At 60.8% G+C, this 16,674-nt stretch carries 16 protein-coding genes; 11 read left to right on the forward strand and 5 right to left on the reverse strand.

Going from position 1 to position 16,674, the window contains the following annotated elements; genetic code table 11:
• Nucleotides 1-114 precede the first annotated feature (114 nt).
• From ACTHXA_RS10210 to ACTHXA_RS10230, 5 genes are read left to right on the forward strand one after another with little or no spacing between them, the layout of a single operon-like run.
• On the forward strand, nucleotides 115-1,086 hold the full coding sequence (locus tag ACTHXA_RS10210) for a helix-turn-helix domain-containing protein (RefSeq protein WP_441672000.1): 972 nt from the start codon (nucleotides 115-117) through the stop codon (nucleotides 1,084-1,086).
• A 60-nt stretch (nucleotides 1,087-1,146) separates the two neighbouring features.
• A complete protein-coding gene (locus ACTHXA_RS10215; protein WP_441672002.1) occupies nucleotides 1,147-2,079 on the forward strand; it encodes an AEC family transporter in 933 nt (310 codons plus the stop codon).
• Between the two features lie 38 nt (nucleotides 2,080-2,117).
• Nucleotides 2,118-2,609: a beta-class carbonic anhydrase gene (locus tag ACTHXA_RS10220; protein ID WP_441672004.1), complete on the forward strand. Its 492-nt coding sequence runs from the start codon at nucleotides 2,118-2,120 to the stop codon at nucleotides 2,607-2,609.
• On the forward strand, nucleotides 2,606-3,100 hold the full coding sequence (locus ACTHXA_RS10225; protein WP_441672006.1) for a methylated-DNA--[protein]-cysteine S-methyltransferase: 495 nt from the start codon (nucleotides 2,606-2,608) through the stop codon (nucleotides 3,098-3,100). The genes ACTHXA_RS10220 and ACTHXA_RS10225 overlap by 4 nt, the downstream gene beginning before the upstream one ends.
• Complete coding sequence (locus ACTHXA_RS10230) at nucleotides 3,100-3,927, forward strand: esterase/lipase family protein (RefSeq protein WP_441672008.1); 828 nt, start codon at nucleotides 3,100-3,102, stop codon at nucleotides 3,925-3,927. Before ACTHXA_RS10225 ends, ACTHXA_RS10230 begins: the two co-directional genes overlap by 1 nt.
• Here the strand turns inward: ACTHXA_RS10230 and ACTHXA_RS10235 are convergent.
• Both ACTHXA_RS10235 and ACTHXA_RS10240 read right to left on the reverse strand, forming a co-directional pair.
• Nucleotides 3,857-7,267, reverse strand: coding sequence for a DNA polymerase III subunit alpha (locus ACTHXA_RS10235; protein WP_441672010.1), 3,411 nt, complete (start codon nucleotides 7,265-7,267; stop codon nucleotides 3,857-3,859). The two genes, ACTHXA_RS10230 and ACTHXA_RS10235, sit on opposite strands and share 71 nt — an antisense overlap.
• 1 nt (nucleotide 7,268) lies before the next feature.
• Nucleotides 7,269-7,589 (reverse strand): DUF6504 family protein, encoded by a 321-nt coding sequence (locus ACTHXA_RS10240; protein ID WP_441672012.1) that lies wholly within the window; start codon nucleotides 7,587-7,589, stop codon nucleotides 7,269-7,271.
• A gap of 181 nt (nucleotides 7,590-7,770) precedes the next feature.
• Here ACTHXA_RS10240 and ACTHXA_RS10245 point away from each other — a divergent pair, with 181 nt between their 5' ends.
• From ACTHXA_RS10245 to ACTHXA_RS10265, 5 genes are read left to right on the forward strand one after another with little or no spacing between them, the layout of a single operon-like run.
• Nucleotides 7,771-8,370, forward strand: coding sequence for a DUF4956 domain-containing protein (locus tag ACTHXA_RS10245; RefSeq protein WP_441672014.1), 600 nt, complete (start codon nucleotides 7,771-7,773; stop codon nucleotides 8,368-8,370).
• Between the two features lie 2 nt (nucleotides 8,371-8,372).
• Nucleotides 8,373-9,209, forward strand: coding sequence for a polyphosphate polymerase domain-containing protein (locus tag ACTHXA_RS10250; RefSeq protein ID WP_441672016.1), 837 nt, complete (start codon nucleotides 8,373-8,375; stop codon nucleotides 9,207-9,209).
• Nucleotides 9,206-10,738, forward strand: coding sequence for a carbohydrate-binding domain-containing protein (locus tag ACTHXA_RS10255; protein WP_441672018.1), 1,533 nt, complete (start codon nucleotides 9,206-9,208; stop codon nucleotides 10,736-10,738). Before ACTHXA_RS10250 ends, ACTHXA_RS10255 begins: the two co-directional genes overlap by 4 nt.
• Nucleotides 10,739-10,775: 37 nt before the next feature.
• Nucleotides 10,776-11,504: a response regulator transcription factor gene (locus ACTHXA_RS10260; protein ID WP_441672020.1), complete on the forward strand. Its 729-nt coding sequence runs from the start codon at nucleotides 10,776-10,778 to the stop codon at nucleotides 11,502-11,504.
• Nucleotides 11,501-12,982 carry a sensor histidine kinase gene (locus tag ACTHXA_RS10265; protein WP_441672022.1) on the forward strand — a complete coding sequence of 494 codons (1,482 nt, stop codon included), beginning with the start codon at nucleotides 11,501-11,503 and terminating at the stop codon, nucleotides 12,980-12,982. The genes ACTHXA_RS10260 and ACTHXA_RS10265 overlap by 4 nt, the downstream gene beginning before the upstream one ends.
• Nucleotides 12,983-13,024: 42 nt before the next feature.
• On the opposite strand, the gene ACTHXA_RS10270 is transcribed toward ACTHXA_RS10265, so the two are convergent.
• From ACTHXA_RS10270 to ACTHXA_RS10280, 3 genes are read right to left on the reverse strand one after another with little or no spacing between them, the layout of a single operon-like run.
• Complete coding sequence (locus tag ACTHXA_RS10270; RefSeq protein WP_441672024.1) at nucleotides 13,025-14,236, reverse strand: App1 family protein; 1,212 nt, start codon at nucleotides 14,234-14,236, stop codon at nucleotides 13,025-13,027.
• A 4-nt stretch (nucleotides 14,237-14,240) separates the two neighbouring features.
• Nucleotides 14,241-14,933 carry an SOS response-associated peptidase gene (locus ACTHXA_RS10275; RefSeq protein ID WP_441672026.1) on the reverse strand — a complete coding sequence of 231 codons (693 nt, stop codon included), beginning with the start codon at nucleotides 14,931-14,933 and terminating at the stop codon, nucleotides 14,241-14,243.
• A gap of 18 nt (nucleotides 14,934-14,951) precedes the next feature.
• The gene (locus tag ACTHXA_RS10280) at nucleotides 14,952-15,590 is read right to left on the reverse strand and encodes a DedA family protein (RefSeq protein ID WP_441672028.1); all 639 of its coding nucleotides are present in this window, start codon (nucleotides 15,588-15,590) and stop codon (nucleotides 14,952-14,954) included.
• A gap of 96 nt (nucleotides 15,591-15,686) precedes the next feature.
• On the opposite strand from ACTHXA_RS10280, the gene ACTHXA_RS10285 reads away from it, so the two are divergent.
• Nucleotides 15,687-16,571: a dihydrodipicolinate synthase family protein gene (locus tag ACTHXA_RS10285; protein ID WP_441672030.1), complete on the forward strand. Its 885-nt coding sequence runs from the start codon at nucleotides 15,687-15,689 to the stop codon at nucleotides 16,569-16,571.
• Nucleotides 16,572-16,674: the final 103 nt, after the last annotated feature.

The following is a 16,674-nucleotide window of genomic DNA, read 5'->3' on the forward strand; positions in this document are numbered from 1 at the left end:
TTCAAATGAGGCAACGTATCGAGCTACGCGGAGGTTTCTTATGAGTCAACGCGGAGCATGCGTTTTCAACAAAGAGTCACTATCATTAGCTCATACCCCGGCAAGGGAGGCGGTATGTCTGAACAATCAAAAATGGTCGAACTAGATATTCACAGCGTTGAGGATTGGCGAGAAGTCGCAACTTCGCTGCGGTTGCCGTTGGCAATCGAGTCGTTGAATGGCAAATTTCGTGCCCGACTGCGAAATCTGACGGTCGGTGGTGTGCGGTTTTTTACCGTTTCCGCAACTGAACACCGCTCCGCACCACTTGAAGAGCTCTCACAGCGCGGCGGTGAGCCGTACTACGTCATGGTGCATCAGGTGTCGGGTCGGTCACGGCTCTACCAAGCGCAACGTTCTGCCGAACTAGAGCGAGGCGACATCGCAATTTTCGACACGCTCATGCCATATCGGCGTGAGTTTGTTGAGGGCAGCACGATGCTCATGATGGTTCCGCAGCAACTTATTTCACTGCCGCCGCACGGCTTTGCTCAAATAGGTGGACTTCACATTGCCGGTAATTCTGGTTTGGGTGCAGTTATTTCGCCCTTGCTGACAGGAGTTTCCACAAACCTTAGTGCTTTGGAGAAGCCCGGCGGAATTGTATTTGTGCAAGCGATTGTGGACATGATTTCGGCTTGCGTAATGGAGCGACTAAACCTCAGCGTTTCCGGGCGGTCGAATTCACAGCTCGAATTGCTGATGAAAATTCGCGAATACATCATGGCAAACCTTGGTGATCTGGAACTCAATCCACAAAGAATTGCTGATGCGCACTATATTTCTGTGCGAACGCTGCATGCGCTCTTCAAAGAACAGGGCGCAACGGTCTCCACGTGGGTTCGTGAGCGACGCCTCGAGATGGCAAGGCGCGATTTGATTGATCCGCTCTGTAAAGACCCGATTCGCCAGATTGGTCTGCGGTGGGGGTTTGCGGATGCAACGCACTTCTCGAACGCCTTCCGCCTGGCATATGAAAAGTCGCCGCGGGAGTATCGTAAGTTTGCTCGAGAGGCTGCTCAATCAGCAGACATCGCAAGAACCTAATTTGCTGATGCCCTAATCGCGCGACCAACGTTGAGCAGCCGCTACTGAGCGGAGGCGTACGTGGTCGGAGTGCTGGAGGGCTTCAGCGTCATCGGCGTCATCATCGCAGTTGGTGTGGTGATCGACCGAACAGGCTGGCTCGGCCAGCACGGGCGACAGGTGTTGAACGGGCTGGCTTTCCACGTCGCCACTCCGGCGCTGCTGTTCGGGCTCATGTTCAATGCTGAGCTTGAGGTGTTGTTCAGCGACCAGTTCATTGCCACCGCGGCATCGATGGTCGCCATGGCAGTGGTCTACACCATCATGGGCGCCATATTTCGCTGGGGAGTCGGCCCAACCACCGTGGGGGCAATGGCGTCGAGCTACGTCAACTCCGGCAACCTAGGTATCCCCATTGCCGTCTATGTGCTGGGTGACGGATCGCTCGTCGCGCCAGTCATGCTGGTGCAGCAACTCATCTTGGGCCCGGTGATGCTCGGCATCCTCGACGTCACCTCGGCGACGCGAAAGGGCCGAAAACTGCCGTGGTGGCAGCTTGTGCTGCGGCCCTTCACGAACCCGGTTGTGCTTGGTTCGCTGCTTGGACTGTTACTTAATATCTTCGAGGTGACACCCCCGGGTTTTGTGCTGGAACCCATAGCGCTCATTGGCGCGATGAGTGTGCCCGCAGTATTGCTCGCCTTTGGGATGTCGCTGCGGGACAATGCGTTACCGTTCCGGGGTAAGGACCGCTACCAGGTGGGGCTCGCCACCGTGTTGAAGACGTTCATCCATCCCACCGTGGCGTGGCTGCTCGGGGTGTTCGTCTTCGACCTCGATAGCGTGACGCTGCTCGCGGTGGTGGTGGTCTCGGCATTGCCGACAGCACAGAATATTTACACCTACGCTGCGAACTACAGGGTCGCGGAATCACTGGCGAGAGAGTCGATTCTCGTTACCACGATTCTGTCGGTGCCAGTGATTTTTCTTGTGGCCCTCCTACTGCACCCGTAGCGAGGTTTAGACTCGGATGAGTCTGAAAGGGGCGAAATATGTCGTTTGCCGAAGAAATGATCGTTGCCAACAAGGAGTACGCAAGTACGTATCCGGGGCCGCGGCCATTGCGACCGTCGAGGGAAGTCGCGGTCGTCGCGTGTATGGACTCTCGTCTCCGAATTTTTGGATTGCTCGGGCTCGAACTTGGTGAAGCGCACATTATTCGTAATGCTGGCGGCGTGATTTCTGACGACATGATTCGTTCGCTGACCATCTCCCAGCGCATGCTCGGTACGCGCGAGATTATCTTGATTCACCACACGAACTGTGGGCTGTCGACGTTTTCGGAAGACGAATTTGATGACCTACTGATGCGCGAAACAGGTGCCCGAGCACACTGGAAGGCAGAGTCGTTCAAGGACGTGGACTCGAGTGTGCGGGAATCAATTCGTCGCATCATGCAGTCACCCTTTATCGAACACAAGAACGTGCGTGGCTTCGTCGCCGACGTTGACACCGGGTTACTTCGTGAGGTGCTTCCGTCATGACCGGATTGCGGCGACTTGAAACGTCCTTTGGTGAACTTGGTCTCGAAGCATCGGACACGGGGCTCCGCCGCATTTGGCTGCCCGGTTCACTGCCGCTCGGGTTTGATTCGGCGGCGGGTTCTTCGGCAGCGGAGGCACTGCTTGATCAAGCCGCGCAAGAGCTGATCGAGTACTTTGCGGGTGAGCGACAGTCATTTGACGTGCCGCTGGACTGGTCGGAAGCCACCGGCGGATTTGCCGGCCGCGCGCAGCGTGAGCTGGCGAACATCCCCTATGGCGAGACGCGGAGTTACGGCGAGCTTGCTGACCTACTGAACCATCCCCGGGCCGCTCGCGCGGTGGGTTCTGCCTGTGCGAATAATCCGCTGCCGATCATTTCCGCCTGTCACCGTGTCGTCAAGGCTGATGGCAGTGTCGGGTTTTACGGCGGTGGCGAAGCGATGAAACACGAACTGCTCGAACTCGAGCAGCGGGTTTTGAGCGCAAGTTAGTGACACCGCAACAACCCGTCCGGCTGCGATGGCAGCTGCGGGTTTGGCGCGCGCTGGTTCGGGCGTGGGCGTCGACCGCTGACTCGCTGTATTGGACCTGGTGGCAAGCCCGCAGCGCCGGGATGCGTGCGCAGCGGAAAGTGCGGGGCCGGCGTGCGGTCCTGCTCGCTGACCCGAGCCGGGTGGATCCGGAAAAGCCGGTGGTTGTTGCGCTCTCGGGGCTAATGACCTCTTGGGAGTTCCTCTCGCCGCTGACTGATGGCTTGATGGCACGCGGATTCCAGGTTGCCGTGCTCCCGCAGCTTGGACTCAATATGAGTTCTGTCGAGGCACTCTCGGCGCATGTGCACCGGTTTCTCGACACGCATGGCGAACTGCAACCGGTGGTGTTCGTGACGCACTCCAAGGGCGGGCTCGTTGCGAAACGCGTGCTGCTTGACGATCCGGAAGGTGAACTTGTGGTGGGGGCAGTGGCGCTGGCGGCGCCGTTCGCGGGTGCCACCGCAGCCCGCTATGTGCACGGGCTTACAAAGTTCGGGCGCGAGATTGTGACGTTGCGGGTGGGGACCCCGGCGCAGTTGCAGCTTGAACAAATGGATGCGCAGGATCACCGGATTGCCTCGATCGCGCCCGTGTATGACGAGATTGTGGGGGTGCGTGGCCGTGTGCGGGGTGGGCGAAACCGTGCGGTGAGTTCGCTGGGACACAATCGCCTGCTCAGCGATGATCGGGTGCACTCGCTGGTTGTGGTGGAAATTAATCGGATGTGGGAGACGTGGCAAGAGCACTTGACCGCATCGCCGACCACTCCTCCCAAACCCGTTTGAGATCCTGCGCGGCATCGGCCTGAATCGAGACGCCGCGGTCACCGGTTCGGCGTACCTTCCCTTGAATGAGGAGTAGGGGCGTCCCAAATAGCACGTTGCCGCTTTGCTGTTGCGCATCCTCAAAGAAGGTGGCGTCGGCGCAGCCGGTGCCATCGTCCACGCTAATAAAGACCACTCGTTTTCCCGAACGCATCGGCGGGGTTTGCGTTGCCACACGAACGCCCGCGACGGTCACTTCGGTGCCCCCGCGAAGCCCGAGCAGCTCACCCGCGGGGGTGACCCCGAGTTCGTCCAGCAGCGGCCGGTAGCTATCGATTACGTGCTCGGAGAGGTCGAGCGCGAGGACGTCAAGCTCGGCCTGCACTCGTTCTCGTGAGGTGAGTTCGGGCTCACCGGTGTGCTCAACCGGCGCATGTCCTTCGTGTCCGAGTGTGAGCGGTAGCTCGAGCGCATCCGGCGGTGCTGGCTTCGGCCGTACCCGAGGGCGACGGCGCACCGCAGCGAGCAGTTCACCACGCGTCGGATGCCCCGGTTCGAGCGTGTCGAGGGCACCGATGAGTGCGAGTCGTTCCGCGAGCGGTCTCGATGGCCGCGCGCGCGTGAGGAAATCGCCGAGCCCCTCGTAGGGACGCTCGGCGATGATGCGGGTTTGCTCGGATTCGCTCATCCCACGGATGTCGGCGAGCGCGAGACGAATACCGAGATCGCCAGTGCGGGTTTCGTGTCCCGGTGGTGTGTCCTGTACCCGCTCAACCACGAACCGGTCGGTCGAAATCTGCACATCGATCGGCAGAATGGGCACGCCGATTCGACGAGCATCGCCGAGCAGCAGCCGTTTGGGGTACATCCCCGGATCGTGGGTGAGCAGCCCCGCAAAGAACTCCGCGGGGTAGTGCGTTTTGAGCCACGCACTCTGCCACGTGGGCAGCGCGAACGCTGCCGCGTGGGCCTTGCAGAACCCGAAAGAACCAAAGCCCTTCAACACATCCCAAATCTCGTCGATCTGTTTATCGCTAAAGCGTCGACGGCCCTGGTGATCGAGATTCTTGCGAGTTTGCTGCCGAAACTGCTCCTCAATTCCCTCACCGGAGCGCTCCATCCGTCGACGGAGCTCATCGGCCTCGGCGAGGCTGATCCCCATACACTCGTGGAAGATACGCAGTACCTGCTCGTGGTAGACCACAACCCCGTAGGTCTCGTGGAGAAACGGCCGGAAATCGGGATGCAGCCACTCGGGGGAGGCATACCCGTGCTTCACATCGAGAAATGGACCGACCATGTTGCCCTTCATCGGCCCAGGGCGGAAGAGTGAGATATCTGCAATGAGGTCGTTATAGACATCGGGCTGCATTTTGCCGATGAGTTCGCGCTGACCGGGGGATTCAATCTGGAACATCCCGAGCGTGTGGGTTGTGCGGATCTCTTCGAAAGTCCGCTCATCATCCTTCGGGATCTCGTCGAGGACGACGTGGCCGGTCGTTGACACATAGGAGGCGTCGGGGCTGAGTCCACCACGAACCGCGGCGTGCGGCCCGTGCACTCGTTCGATTTCCTTGACCGCGTAGGCAAGCGAAGACTGCATCCGGACACCGAGCACGTCAAGTTTGAGCAGGCCCATGTCGTCGATATCGTCCTTATCGAACTGGCTCATGGGTAGCTCGATGCCGCTGGGCTGCACCGGAGTGGTTGACAGCAGGCTCGAATCGCCAAGCAACACACCGCAGGGATGCATTGACAAGTGCCGGGGGAGTCGATCCAGTCGTTCGGTGAGGTCGATCAGGAGATTGAGATCACGGTCCGTCTTCGCTTTTTCGGCGAGTTCAGCAAGCTCGGGTTTCTCTGCGAGTACCTCACGGAACTGGCCCGCGTTGAACCGCCATAGCGATTTGGCGATCTCACCAATGTGGTTCTCTTCGAGTCCGAGCGCGAGCCCGGCGTCGCGGGCGGCACCGCGGGCTCGGTAGGTTGAATGCATCGATAACAGGGTGACGCGCTCGCTCCCATAGCGGTTGAAGATCGCGCGGTACACCTCGTGACGACGATCTGATTCGACGTCGATATCGATATCGGGCAGTGTTGACCGTTTATTGCCGAGGAATCGTTCGAAGAGGAGGTCGTGCTCGATTGGGTTCACGTTCGATATGCGCAGCAGGTAATTGACGAGGCTTGAAGCGCCCGAACCGCGCGCCTGGTTGCGCACGCCCAGGTCGCGGATGAGCTCGGATACATTCGCAACGGCGAGGAAATAGGTCGCGAACCCGAAGCTCTGAATCGTACCGAGTTCCTGGTAGAGCCGGTGTTCGAGTGCCGTGCGCGCTTCGCCGACGGGGGAGTCGAAGCGTTCATTGAGCGCTGTGAGACAGCGGTTGCGCAGCACGCGATTGCTGTCTTCAGTAATGCCGAGCACTTCCGGCTCCGGCACCTTGGGCTGTCGCCACCGCAGGTCGCTATCAGGATCGAGTCGGCAGCGGGCTGCGAGCTCTGCGGTATAGCCGAGTAGCCGTTCACGCCCCGCGGCGCCCAGGGAAGTGCGCGAGGTGATGAGTTCGGCGAGCGCGCGCATCCGCTCGGGGGGTTTGAGCCAGGACTGTCCATTGGGCTGTGGCGGGAACTCGCCGAGCGGCTTGAGTTCCCCCGCGGCGTCGAGCACATCGCCGGTGATCGCATCGTCGGGTTCGAGATAGCGCACCTGGTTCGTGAGGATCGCCGGAACCTTACAGTCCTGCGCGAGCTCGAGCATCGCGGCGGCGTGAGTGAGGGATGCGGCGGAGCCCGGCTCGGTGAGATGGCAGACCACTTCAACGACCACTGCGCCGGGAAGCCGTTGCTGCCATTCCACGAGTAAGGCGCGAGCTTGTGCTTTGCGACCGGTTGCGAGTGCCTTACCGACATTCGACTGTGGACCGAGCAGCACCGTGCCCAACTGCTCGGTTTCACCGAGGAGGAATGGCGGAAAGCGCTTCGGTTCAAGCGAGGCGCGGTGCTCACGCTTTGCCGTCGCGTTCGCGCCTCGAGGAGGCACGTGCGCGGCCGAAGTGAGCCGACACAGTGCTGCCCACCCGTGCCCATTAAGCCCACCGTGCGCGAGTACGGTCACGCGCGCATCGGTGGTCTTGCCCTCGGGGGAGCGCAGTGCGAGATCAACCCCCACGATCGGCGCAATTCCCGCGGCAATGCACGCACGGATGTGCCGGACTGACCCGTACAAGCCGTCACGATCGGTGATCGCTGCCTCGTGCGCACCCCACTCGGCCACGCGCGCGACAAGCTGCTCGGGCCGCGCTGTCCCGTGATGGGATGAGTGCGCCGAAGCAACGTGCAAATGCGGAAAGGTACTCATTTCAGGCGAATAACCTCACTTCCAATTCGTCATCCCAGGCTTGCTCCAGCAGCCAACTGCCATCGGGCAATCGTGCGAGATCAAAGCTGCCGTCGAGGCGAACGCGGGTGCCCTGCAGCGGCACCGCATCCACCCGCCACATCTCGCGCTCAAACCGAACGCCAGCCCCGCGCGGCGCGCGAGCATTCGAACGCCACCACGCTTCCCGCCCGAGCCAGGGCTCGGGTGCACTCGTAACGCCGTAGCGCACATTCCGCCAAATGAAGCGCACCGGCGCTCCATCAGGGGAAAGATCTACCTCAACTGACTCACCAACAAACATGGACGGGCTCCCTCACTGTCTCGAAGTAATGTTCGAGAATGAAGCTAAACTGAGCCTACGACATGATCGAAAAAGTAACCAGTCTTGAGGCTGGATACTTGCTGCTCAAACGCGGCTAAGCACATTCATAGGTGCGGCATAGGAACAAGGCGCGAAATGGTCACAACGAAAGGAAATGACCATGACAACCGCACTCCTCCTCGCGGCAGACCTCCTTGCGATCAGCATCCTGGTCTTCGCACTTTTTGTGCCACGCCATCAACGCTTCGACCTCGTGCCCGCGTATCTCGCGGTGAACATCGGAGTGTTTTCGGTCACCACACTGCTTGCCTCAGCGGAGGTCGGAATCGGTCTCGGTCTCGGGCTCTTCGGTGTGCTCTCGATTATTCGATTGCGATCCAATGAGATCGGTCAGAGCGAAGTTGCCTACTACTTCGCGTCACTCGCACTCGGACTGATTTCTGGTTTCCCAACCACCGAGCCGTATTGGCAGCTTGGTCTGCTCGCGCTGGTGGTTGCCGGCCTGTACATCGGCGATCACCCGCTCATGATGCGCACGCGTCGCAGCGCGGTCATTCAACTCGATCGAGCCATCACTGATGACAAGGAGCTCAACACCACGCTTGAGCAGCTGCTCGGCGGTCCAGTCTCGCGAGTGACCGTGCTCGGGCTCGATCTGATTAACGATTCAACTCGCGTGGACGTGCGGTATCGCGTCACACCGAAACGACAAGTTGAGGCGGCACCGCAACGCGTGCACTATCTCGAGGATGTGGCATAGCCGTGAGTGACTTCGCCAGCATCAGTCTCGAGCAACTCAACGACCACGCTTCCCTCCAGACCCGAATTGACCGGAAGTACCTGCTGCCACAGCGTTTGGTGAGTGATCTGCTCGGCGACTGCCCGAGGAATACCCGGGTGCTGCGCATCAATGATCGCGAGCTGCTTGACTATCAGTCCACCTATTTTGATACGCCAACGCTGGGGAGCTATCACCGCGCGGCGTACCGTCACCGGCGCCGCTTCAAGGTGCGTACCCGCCTCTATCGGGATACTGACACGGCTTTCCTCGAGGTCAAACTTCGAGGTCCGCGCGGGCTCACCGTGAAGGAACGACTGCCGATTTCGCGGGAAGACACCCAAAGAATCACCCCTGACGGCAGGCAGTTCATCACCGCTACGATCCCGGCAGATCTGCTCACTGACGACGAGATCCAAGCGCTACAGCCGCAATTACACAACAACTACCGACGCAGCACCCGATGGTTACCCGATGATCAAGCGCGGTTCACGGTGGACACCGGGCTCAGCTGGCGCCTGCCCAGAGGCGGCGCCATGGTGAACGAAGAACTCGCCGTCATCGAAACCAAATCTCCGGCAACCGGTGGCACCAGCGCAGTCGATCACTGGTTATGGGAGCACGGCTACCGGCCGGTGCGAATGAGCAAATTTGCCGCGGGCCTTGCTGTGCTCAATCCCGAGTTACCCGCCAATGCCTGGCATCGGCCGCTCCAGCTCCTCAAGAGCCATTCGAGCATCCAAATCACCGCGATACCGAACGCCGCAACCCCGAACGCCACAACCGCGACCACCACGACCCAAATAAGGACCATCACATGAATCAACGCCGTATTCTTCAGGCTGCCGGAGCGCTCCTACTCACCAGCACGCTACTGACCGCATGCGCCTTCGGCACGATCGCGAGCACCGAACCGAACGAAATTGAATACAACATCGTCGAAGACGGTACCGCTGCCGACACGGTGCTCAGCGAAAACGATGCCAGCACCGTCATGACCACGGCGGACTGGGACGAGACCGAGGCAGTTGAGATTGACCTTGACCAGGAATCCGACACCGTCACGGTGACGGAAGCGGGAACCTATCACGTCACCGGGGACCTGGCGGGAAGCATCCTCGTGACTGCCGCTGACGACGCCAAAGTGACGCTCATTCTGGACGGCGTGAATATTGCGAGTAGCGATGGTCCGGCAATTAGCGTGGAATCTGCCGATGATGTTGCCCTGGTGCTCGCTGACGAGAGTATCAACACGGTCACCGATGAGGGCTCGGCAGCACAGGAAGATATCACGGCGACAATCGCCTCCGAAGCCGATCTCACGATCGCGGGCTCCGGCACACTCGAGGTGACCGGCACCGTGGAAGACGGCATCTCGAGCGATGACGACCTCGCAATTACAGGAGGAAACATCCTGGTCACCGCGGTCGACGAGGGATTGCGCGGCAAAGACTCGGTCAGCATCAGCGGTGGTGAAATCACCGTCACCGCGGGCGGCGACGGTATTAAGAGCACCAACGAAGAGGATGCAGCGCGCGGGTTCGTGACTATTGCCGGCGGAACTATTACGGTCACGAGCGAGAGTGACGCGATCGAGGCGGCAACCGACGTCGTGATCGGGGATGGCACGCTCAACCTTTCAAGTGCCGATGACGGGATACACGCCGAACAGAACCTCGTCGTGGCTGGGGGCACGATCAACATCAGCGAGTCATACGAGGGTCTTGAAGCCGCGGTGATCGATATTTCTGGTGGCGAGACCACAATCCTCGCGAGCGATGATGGTATTAACGCGAGCTCGGGAGAATCCATCGAGGGCAGCGCTCCCGCCCCGATGGCCGAAGCACAGGATGGTGTGAGTCTCACCATGAGCGGCGGTACCGTTACCATCGATGCCGTTGGCGACGGCTTCGACTCGAACGGTACCGCCACGCTCTCCGGCGGCACGCTCATCATCAACGGTCCGGTAGACGGTGCCAATGGCTCAATCGACACCGCCTCGGGGCTCGATATCGTCGGCGGCACGCTCCTCGCCGTTGGCAGTGCCGGCATGGCCGAATCACCCGCGACCGACAGCGAACAGGGGTGGCTGGCAGCATCCGCAACCGGCAGCGCCGGGGACACGATTGAGCTCCTCGACTCCGCTGGCCAGAGCGTCTACAGCTACACCGCGACCAAGGAATTTCAATCGGTAATTTTCTCGAGCGAAAACATCGTGAACGGTGAAACCTACACGGTCAGCGTCAACGGCACGGCTACCTCGGTGGAAGCGGGCACCGCGCTCGCGGGCGGTATGGGCGGCGGATCGGCCGGCGGCCCAGGTGGTGGCCCTGGCGGCGCACGGCCATAGCGGGATCGGGCACAATCAAGTGTTGTTGAATGAATTCATGACCCCGCAAGCCACACCACTCTCGAGGCCCGATGGGACCCCAATTCGCGCGCTCGTTGCCGACGATGAGGAGTATCTAGCCGATTTGCTGCGAATGACCCTTCGCGGTGAAGGCTGGGATGTGCGCACCGCAGCCACGGGCCGTCAGGCCCTCGATATAGTGCGGGAGTTTGCGCCGGACATTATTGTCCTCGACATCATGATGCCGGGAATTGACGGGATGGGAGTGCTGAAGCGCTTGCGCGAGGAACGCAACGAGACCCCGGTGCTCTTCCTCACCGCGAAAGACGAGCTCGACGATCGGATTGCGGGCATTGCCGAAGGCGGCGACGACTACGTCACCAAACCCTTCAGTCTCGAGGAAGTGGTCGTACGCCTTCGCGCGCTCGTGCGCAGGCACGTCCGCACCTTGGCTGCCGAGGATGCACCCGTCCTCAGGGTCGCCGACCTGGAACTCAACGAAGACACCTATGAGGTGTTTCGTGGTGGCGTACGAATCACGCTCACCTCGACCGAGTTTGAATTGCTGCGCTACCTCATGCTCAATTACCGTCGCGTGCTCTCGAAAAGCCAGTTGCTCGACAAAGTATGGGGATACGACTTTGGCGGCAAATCGAGCATCGTGGAGCTGTACATTTCCTATCTGCGAAAGAAGATTGACACCCTCGGTGAACCGCTGATTCACACCGTTCGAGGCATCGGATACACCCTTCGTGAGGAAGCATGACGCAAGTGACGACCGAGTCGCCGCGCGCCAAGCGTCCGCCAATGACTCTGCGGAAGAAGCTTGTGCTGAGCTTTATCGGTCTCGTGTCGCTGTTTGCGTTGGTGGTTGGGACCATCTCGGTCACGGCGCTGCACCGAAACCAGCTTGAGCGCTTGGATGAACGACTCGAACAAACGCTGCACACGCAGTTCAATTCGCCGCCCGGTGGAAATATGGCCGAGGAGGGCCCCGAGTCGCGAATCGGCTCGCTCTTCGTGCTCGTCGTGAACGGCGAGATCCTGCGCGCCGAGTACACGGGTGCCGAAGGTGAGGTCACTGATCTTACCGAGGCACAGATCCTCGCTGTGCTCGAGGCCGCGTCGAGCACCCCCGCAACGGTATCGGTTGACGGACTCGGCTCGATGCGGGTGCAAGCCGCCGAGGTGACCGGCATCGGGGTTGATGAAGGGATGCTGGTTGCGGGGCTTGAGAACGATGACGTGCAGTCAACCACGTGGAATCTCGTCGTGATCTACCTGATTGTCACGGTCGGCGCGATCCTGCTCTTCGCCGCACTCGCCTCGCAATTTGTGCGTCGGGCGCTGCGACCACTCGATCGCGTGGCCGCTACCGCCGCGCAGGTTTCGGCGCGCCCGATGTCGGATGGCAAGGTGAGCATCCCGGAGCGGGTTCCCGAAGCGGACACGGATGCGCGCACGGAGGTTGGTCAGGTCGGTTCAGCACTCAATGAACTCATCGGCAGTGTTGAGCAGGCGCTTGTGGCGCGCGAACACTCGGAACAGCGACTGCGGCAATTTGTCGCGGATGCGAGTCACGAGTTGCGCACGCCGCTCGCCGCAATCCGCGGATATTCGGAGCTCGCGAGCCGTGACGGCAGCGAACATCTCGGCGACACACAGCGACACTCACTCGAGCGAATCAACTCCGCATCCGTGCGTATGAGTGGACTGGTTGAGGACCTCTTGCTCCTCGCGCGCCTCGACGCTGGGCAGCAGCTTCGTCTCGAGCCAGCCGATCTCACCCGAACCGCACTCGATGCGCTTGAGGATGCTCGGGCCAGCCACCCCGATCATGAGTGGGTGCTCGAAGCCTTACCGGAGGAACTTCCGATACTGGCGGATGCATCGCGCATTCACCAGGTGATCGCGAATCTGCTGCGTAATGCGGGTGTGCACACTCCGGCCGGAACACGCGTCACGCTTCGCACCCGGCGAATCGATGACGCGTTTGAAGTGCAGGTCGAGGACGATGGACCCGGTATTGACCCGGAGATTCTGCCGAGCATTTTCGAACGGTTTGTGCGCGGCGATACCGCACGCGGTCGCGGCGAAGGCGGGTCGGCAACCACCAGCTCTACGGGCCTCGGGCTTTCGATTTGCCACGCAATCGTTGCCGCACATGGCGGAACGCTCACGGTGTCGAGCATCCCCGGCAGCACGGTGTTCACGATGCGTCTGCCGGTGAAACGGGCGAAGTAGCAGGGGTGGTTTGGGAAAAGCGGTTTGGCAGTAGCCAACTCGCTAGTCGCTAGCTGGTTCCGTCGGCGGATAGGGCATGGCGCTGCGCGTCTTCGCGAGCGATTCGGAGAGATCCACGAGCTCTGCCGCAGCCGCATCCGGGTCGAGGACGCCGATCCGCGCGAGTTCCTGAATGAGCTTGGCCCCGTTTGGCCCGTGCACCCACGGCACGCGGCGGTCGTGGCGACGCCAGCGAGCCGATGATGATGCACGACCGCCGGCGAGTACCGATTCGGTGTTCGACAGCTGACGGATCGCGATCGCGAGCACCGAGTCGGGGTAGTCACGCGCAAACTCACCGTAGAGCGTCTCGTCGTGCTGCCCGTCATCGCCGATGAGCACCCACTTCACATCGGGGAAGATCTCCGCAAGCTGGCGCAGATTTGCTCGCTTGTGATCGGCGCCGGAACGGAAGAGCCGTTGCGGGGTCGGTCCCCAATCGGTGAGCAACAGCGCACCGAAGGGGTATAGGTTCCGGCCGAGAAAGCGATTCAGCGTGGGGGCCACGTTCCAGGAACCCGTTGAGAGATACACAAACGGCGTTGACTCCTGCCCAAACTTTGCCGTGAGCCGCTGGTACAGCACGTTCATGCCGGGCACGGCCGCACGCGCGTGTTCGTCGAGCACAAAAGTATTCCAGGCAGCCAGCATCGGTCGGGGGAGCGAGGTCACCATGACGGTGTCGTCGATGTCCGAAATGATGCCGATCTTTTGCTCATCCGGCTTAATAAAGATCGGTGCCTCAGAAAACTGACCGTCGACGCTCTCAAACTTGATGGTGCGCCAGCCCGGCTCGAGCGCCACCTCTACCAGCTGATCGATAATGCCGCCGCGATCGGCTTCAAACTCGTGCACGTGGCCGTTGAGATGCACTTTGACCTGGCTATACGGCACGGCGACGCGAACAAAACTGCGCCATCCTCGAACCATCTGTTCCCGATTGCTGCGCAGCAATGAAGGGAAGCGCCGCCGACCTGTCCGCCGCAGTCCCGCCGGGACCATTTGCACCCGGCCGAGCACGCGCACTTGCGTGGTCGAGCCAATGCCGGTGTAGGTCTCGACAACTTCGAGATGCCCCCGCTCTCGTGCCCGACGCATCCTGAACCGTTTAATTGAGTCTTCGATTCGGAACGCATTGTTCACGAAAATTCGAATAAAAGGGATGCTCGCAATGAGTTCACCCATGGTTCGGCGGGAGCGGCGCTTGGCATTCACCCGTTCAGTCTTCCATGCTTGGGGAAATCAAACCCTCACCGCTCGCGCGTACGTTGCCGACGCGCGGATCGACCGGATGCATTGTCAGTGACTCCGCGACAGTCGCGGCACGATCCGCAACGGTGGTCACCAGCGCTTGGTCGCCCACTCGATCCTCGGCAAGCCACTGGGCCGCATCCGATTTCGCCAGAAATACCGGCATTCGATCGTGAAGGGCGCGCATCTCCTCGCCTGCGGAATCCCGAGTCAGGATGGTTGCCGAAAGCAGCCACTCGTCTTCCGGGGTCTTCCACCACTCATAGAGTCCGGCAAATAAAAGGATCGAGCGGTCTTCCGGATAGATGAAATACGGCTGCTTCGAACCATCGGCGTGCTTCTGCCACTCGTAATAACCGTCGACGGGGATGATGCCGCGGCGTTTCTTTACCGCTTCGCGGAACGTGGGTTTCGCGGCGGCGGTTTCACTGCGCGCGTTGATGGCGCGCACGCCGACTGAAATATCCTTTGCCCAGCGCGGCACCAGCCCCCAGCGGGCGAGCTCGAGTCGACGGCTCCCTTTGGCATCGACAACGAGCGGGATGCGATTGGTCGGCGCGACGTTATAGGACTCGGGAATCGGGTCGGCGGGAACCTGCTCGATATCGAGTTCGACAGCGAGCTCGGCACTCGCTCGGGCAACTACGAATCTCCCACACATGCCGACAGGATAGTGGCACTACTCGAAGTCTTTGGCAAAACGGCGATTGAGCCAGCGCTTCGCGAGCCACATAATCACGAAGAACAACACGATGATCGCCACGAAGATATAGCCCGCCCAGCTGAGCTGCGAGCTGAGCTGTTCGTAGCTGGCGGTTGCGAGGGCACCGACTGATACATAGGCCAGCGACCAGATGGTGCAGGCGGGGATCGTCCATGCCATGAACTTGCGATAGGGCATTCCCGCGATACCGGCGGTCAGCGGTACGAGTGAGTGAAGCACCGGCAGAAATCTCGAGATGAACACCGCTAGCCCACCTCGCCGGCTGAGGAAGGTTTCCGCTTTGTGCCAGTTCTCCTCACCGACTTTACGACCGAGTTTCGAGCGTTTAATCGGGTGGCCGAGCCAATGCCCGAGCCAGTAACCAATGGTTTCGCCAAGCAGCGCGCCAATAATTGCCGCAGCGACGAGGGCAGCCCACAGCCCCCAATTCGTCACCCCTATGGATGCGACAAGCAAGATGGTGTCTCCTGGAACGACCAGACCGATGAGCACGCTGGTTTCGAGCATGATGCCGAGACCCGCGACGAGAATCAGGAGAATCGGGTCCAACTGCTGCACTGCGTCGATTACCCAGTCGAGCAGATTATTGACCATCGATGAAGTCTAAATAGGCAACCTGGAGGAAGAGCACAGCTTCTCGACACTGGTGGTATTTACCTCCGCGGGCCCAGTGCTGTCACAATGAGTCGCATGTTTACCGGACTCATCGGCTTCCCGCTCACGCCGCTTCGCGATGACGTCTTCGACGAGGAGGCGTACCGCGGTCTCATTTCGAGACTCACGGGCGCCGGAGTGGATGCGATTGGCGCCTTGGGATCCACCGGGTCCTATGCGTATCTCGATCGTGAGGAGCGTCGGCGGGTGACGCAGGTGACCGTGGAGCACGCCAATGGGACTCCGGTCATGATCGGTATCGGTGCGACGCGTACCTCCCACGTGCAGGCGTACGCACAGGATGCGCAGGCCGCCGGTGCGGATGCCGTGTTGCTCGCGCCCGTGAGCTATCAGCCACTCACCGAGGAAGACGTGTTTGGCCTCTTCGAGCAGGTGACGGCGGAGCTTTCGGTGCCACTGGTCATTTACGACAATCCGGGCACCACACGCTTCACCTTCACGCTGGATCTGTATGCGCGGATTGCGGAGCTCCCCAATGTTGCGGCGATCAAAATTCCGCCGCCCGCAGTGGAAGACGTGGAGTCGCGGGTCGCCTCGATCCGTGCGGCAGTCCCCGCGCACATCCGTATCGGAATTTCAGGTGACAACCGGGCCGCCGCAGCGCTCAACGCCGGGGCCGACTCCTGGTTCTCGGTGATCGGCGGCACTCTCCCGCAAGAATCGCTCGTGATCACTCGAGCTGCGCAGGCAGGGGACCGCGCACGGGCGGTGGCCGAGTCGAACCGCCTCCAACCGCTCTGGGATTTGTTTGCAGCGCACGGCAGTGCCCGGGTCGCGGCGGCGGTGGCCGAGGAGCTGGGGCTCGTTGCGCCGTACAGTCTTCCGCACCCGCTGCTGGGGCTGAATCAGGGCGATCGTGAGCACCTCGTGAAGGTGCTTGAAGAGCTCGAACTGCACTGACGCAGCCGCATGGACTCGACGAAAGTTCTGTCGGGGTTGGAATAGGGAACCCGGCCACGCGCATCCGCGTCGCTACGTCGCTAAACTGGCTAGGTTGCATCCG

This window comes from Gulosibacter sp., from assembly GCF_052090685.1.
Taxonomy (GTDB): Bacteria; Actinomycetota; Actinomycetes; order Actinomycetales; family Microbacteriaceae; genus Gulosibacter.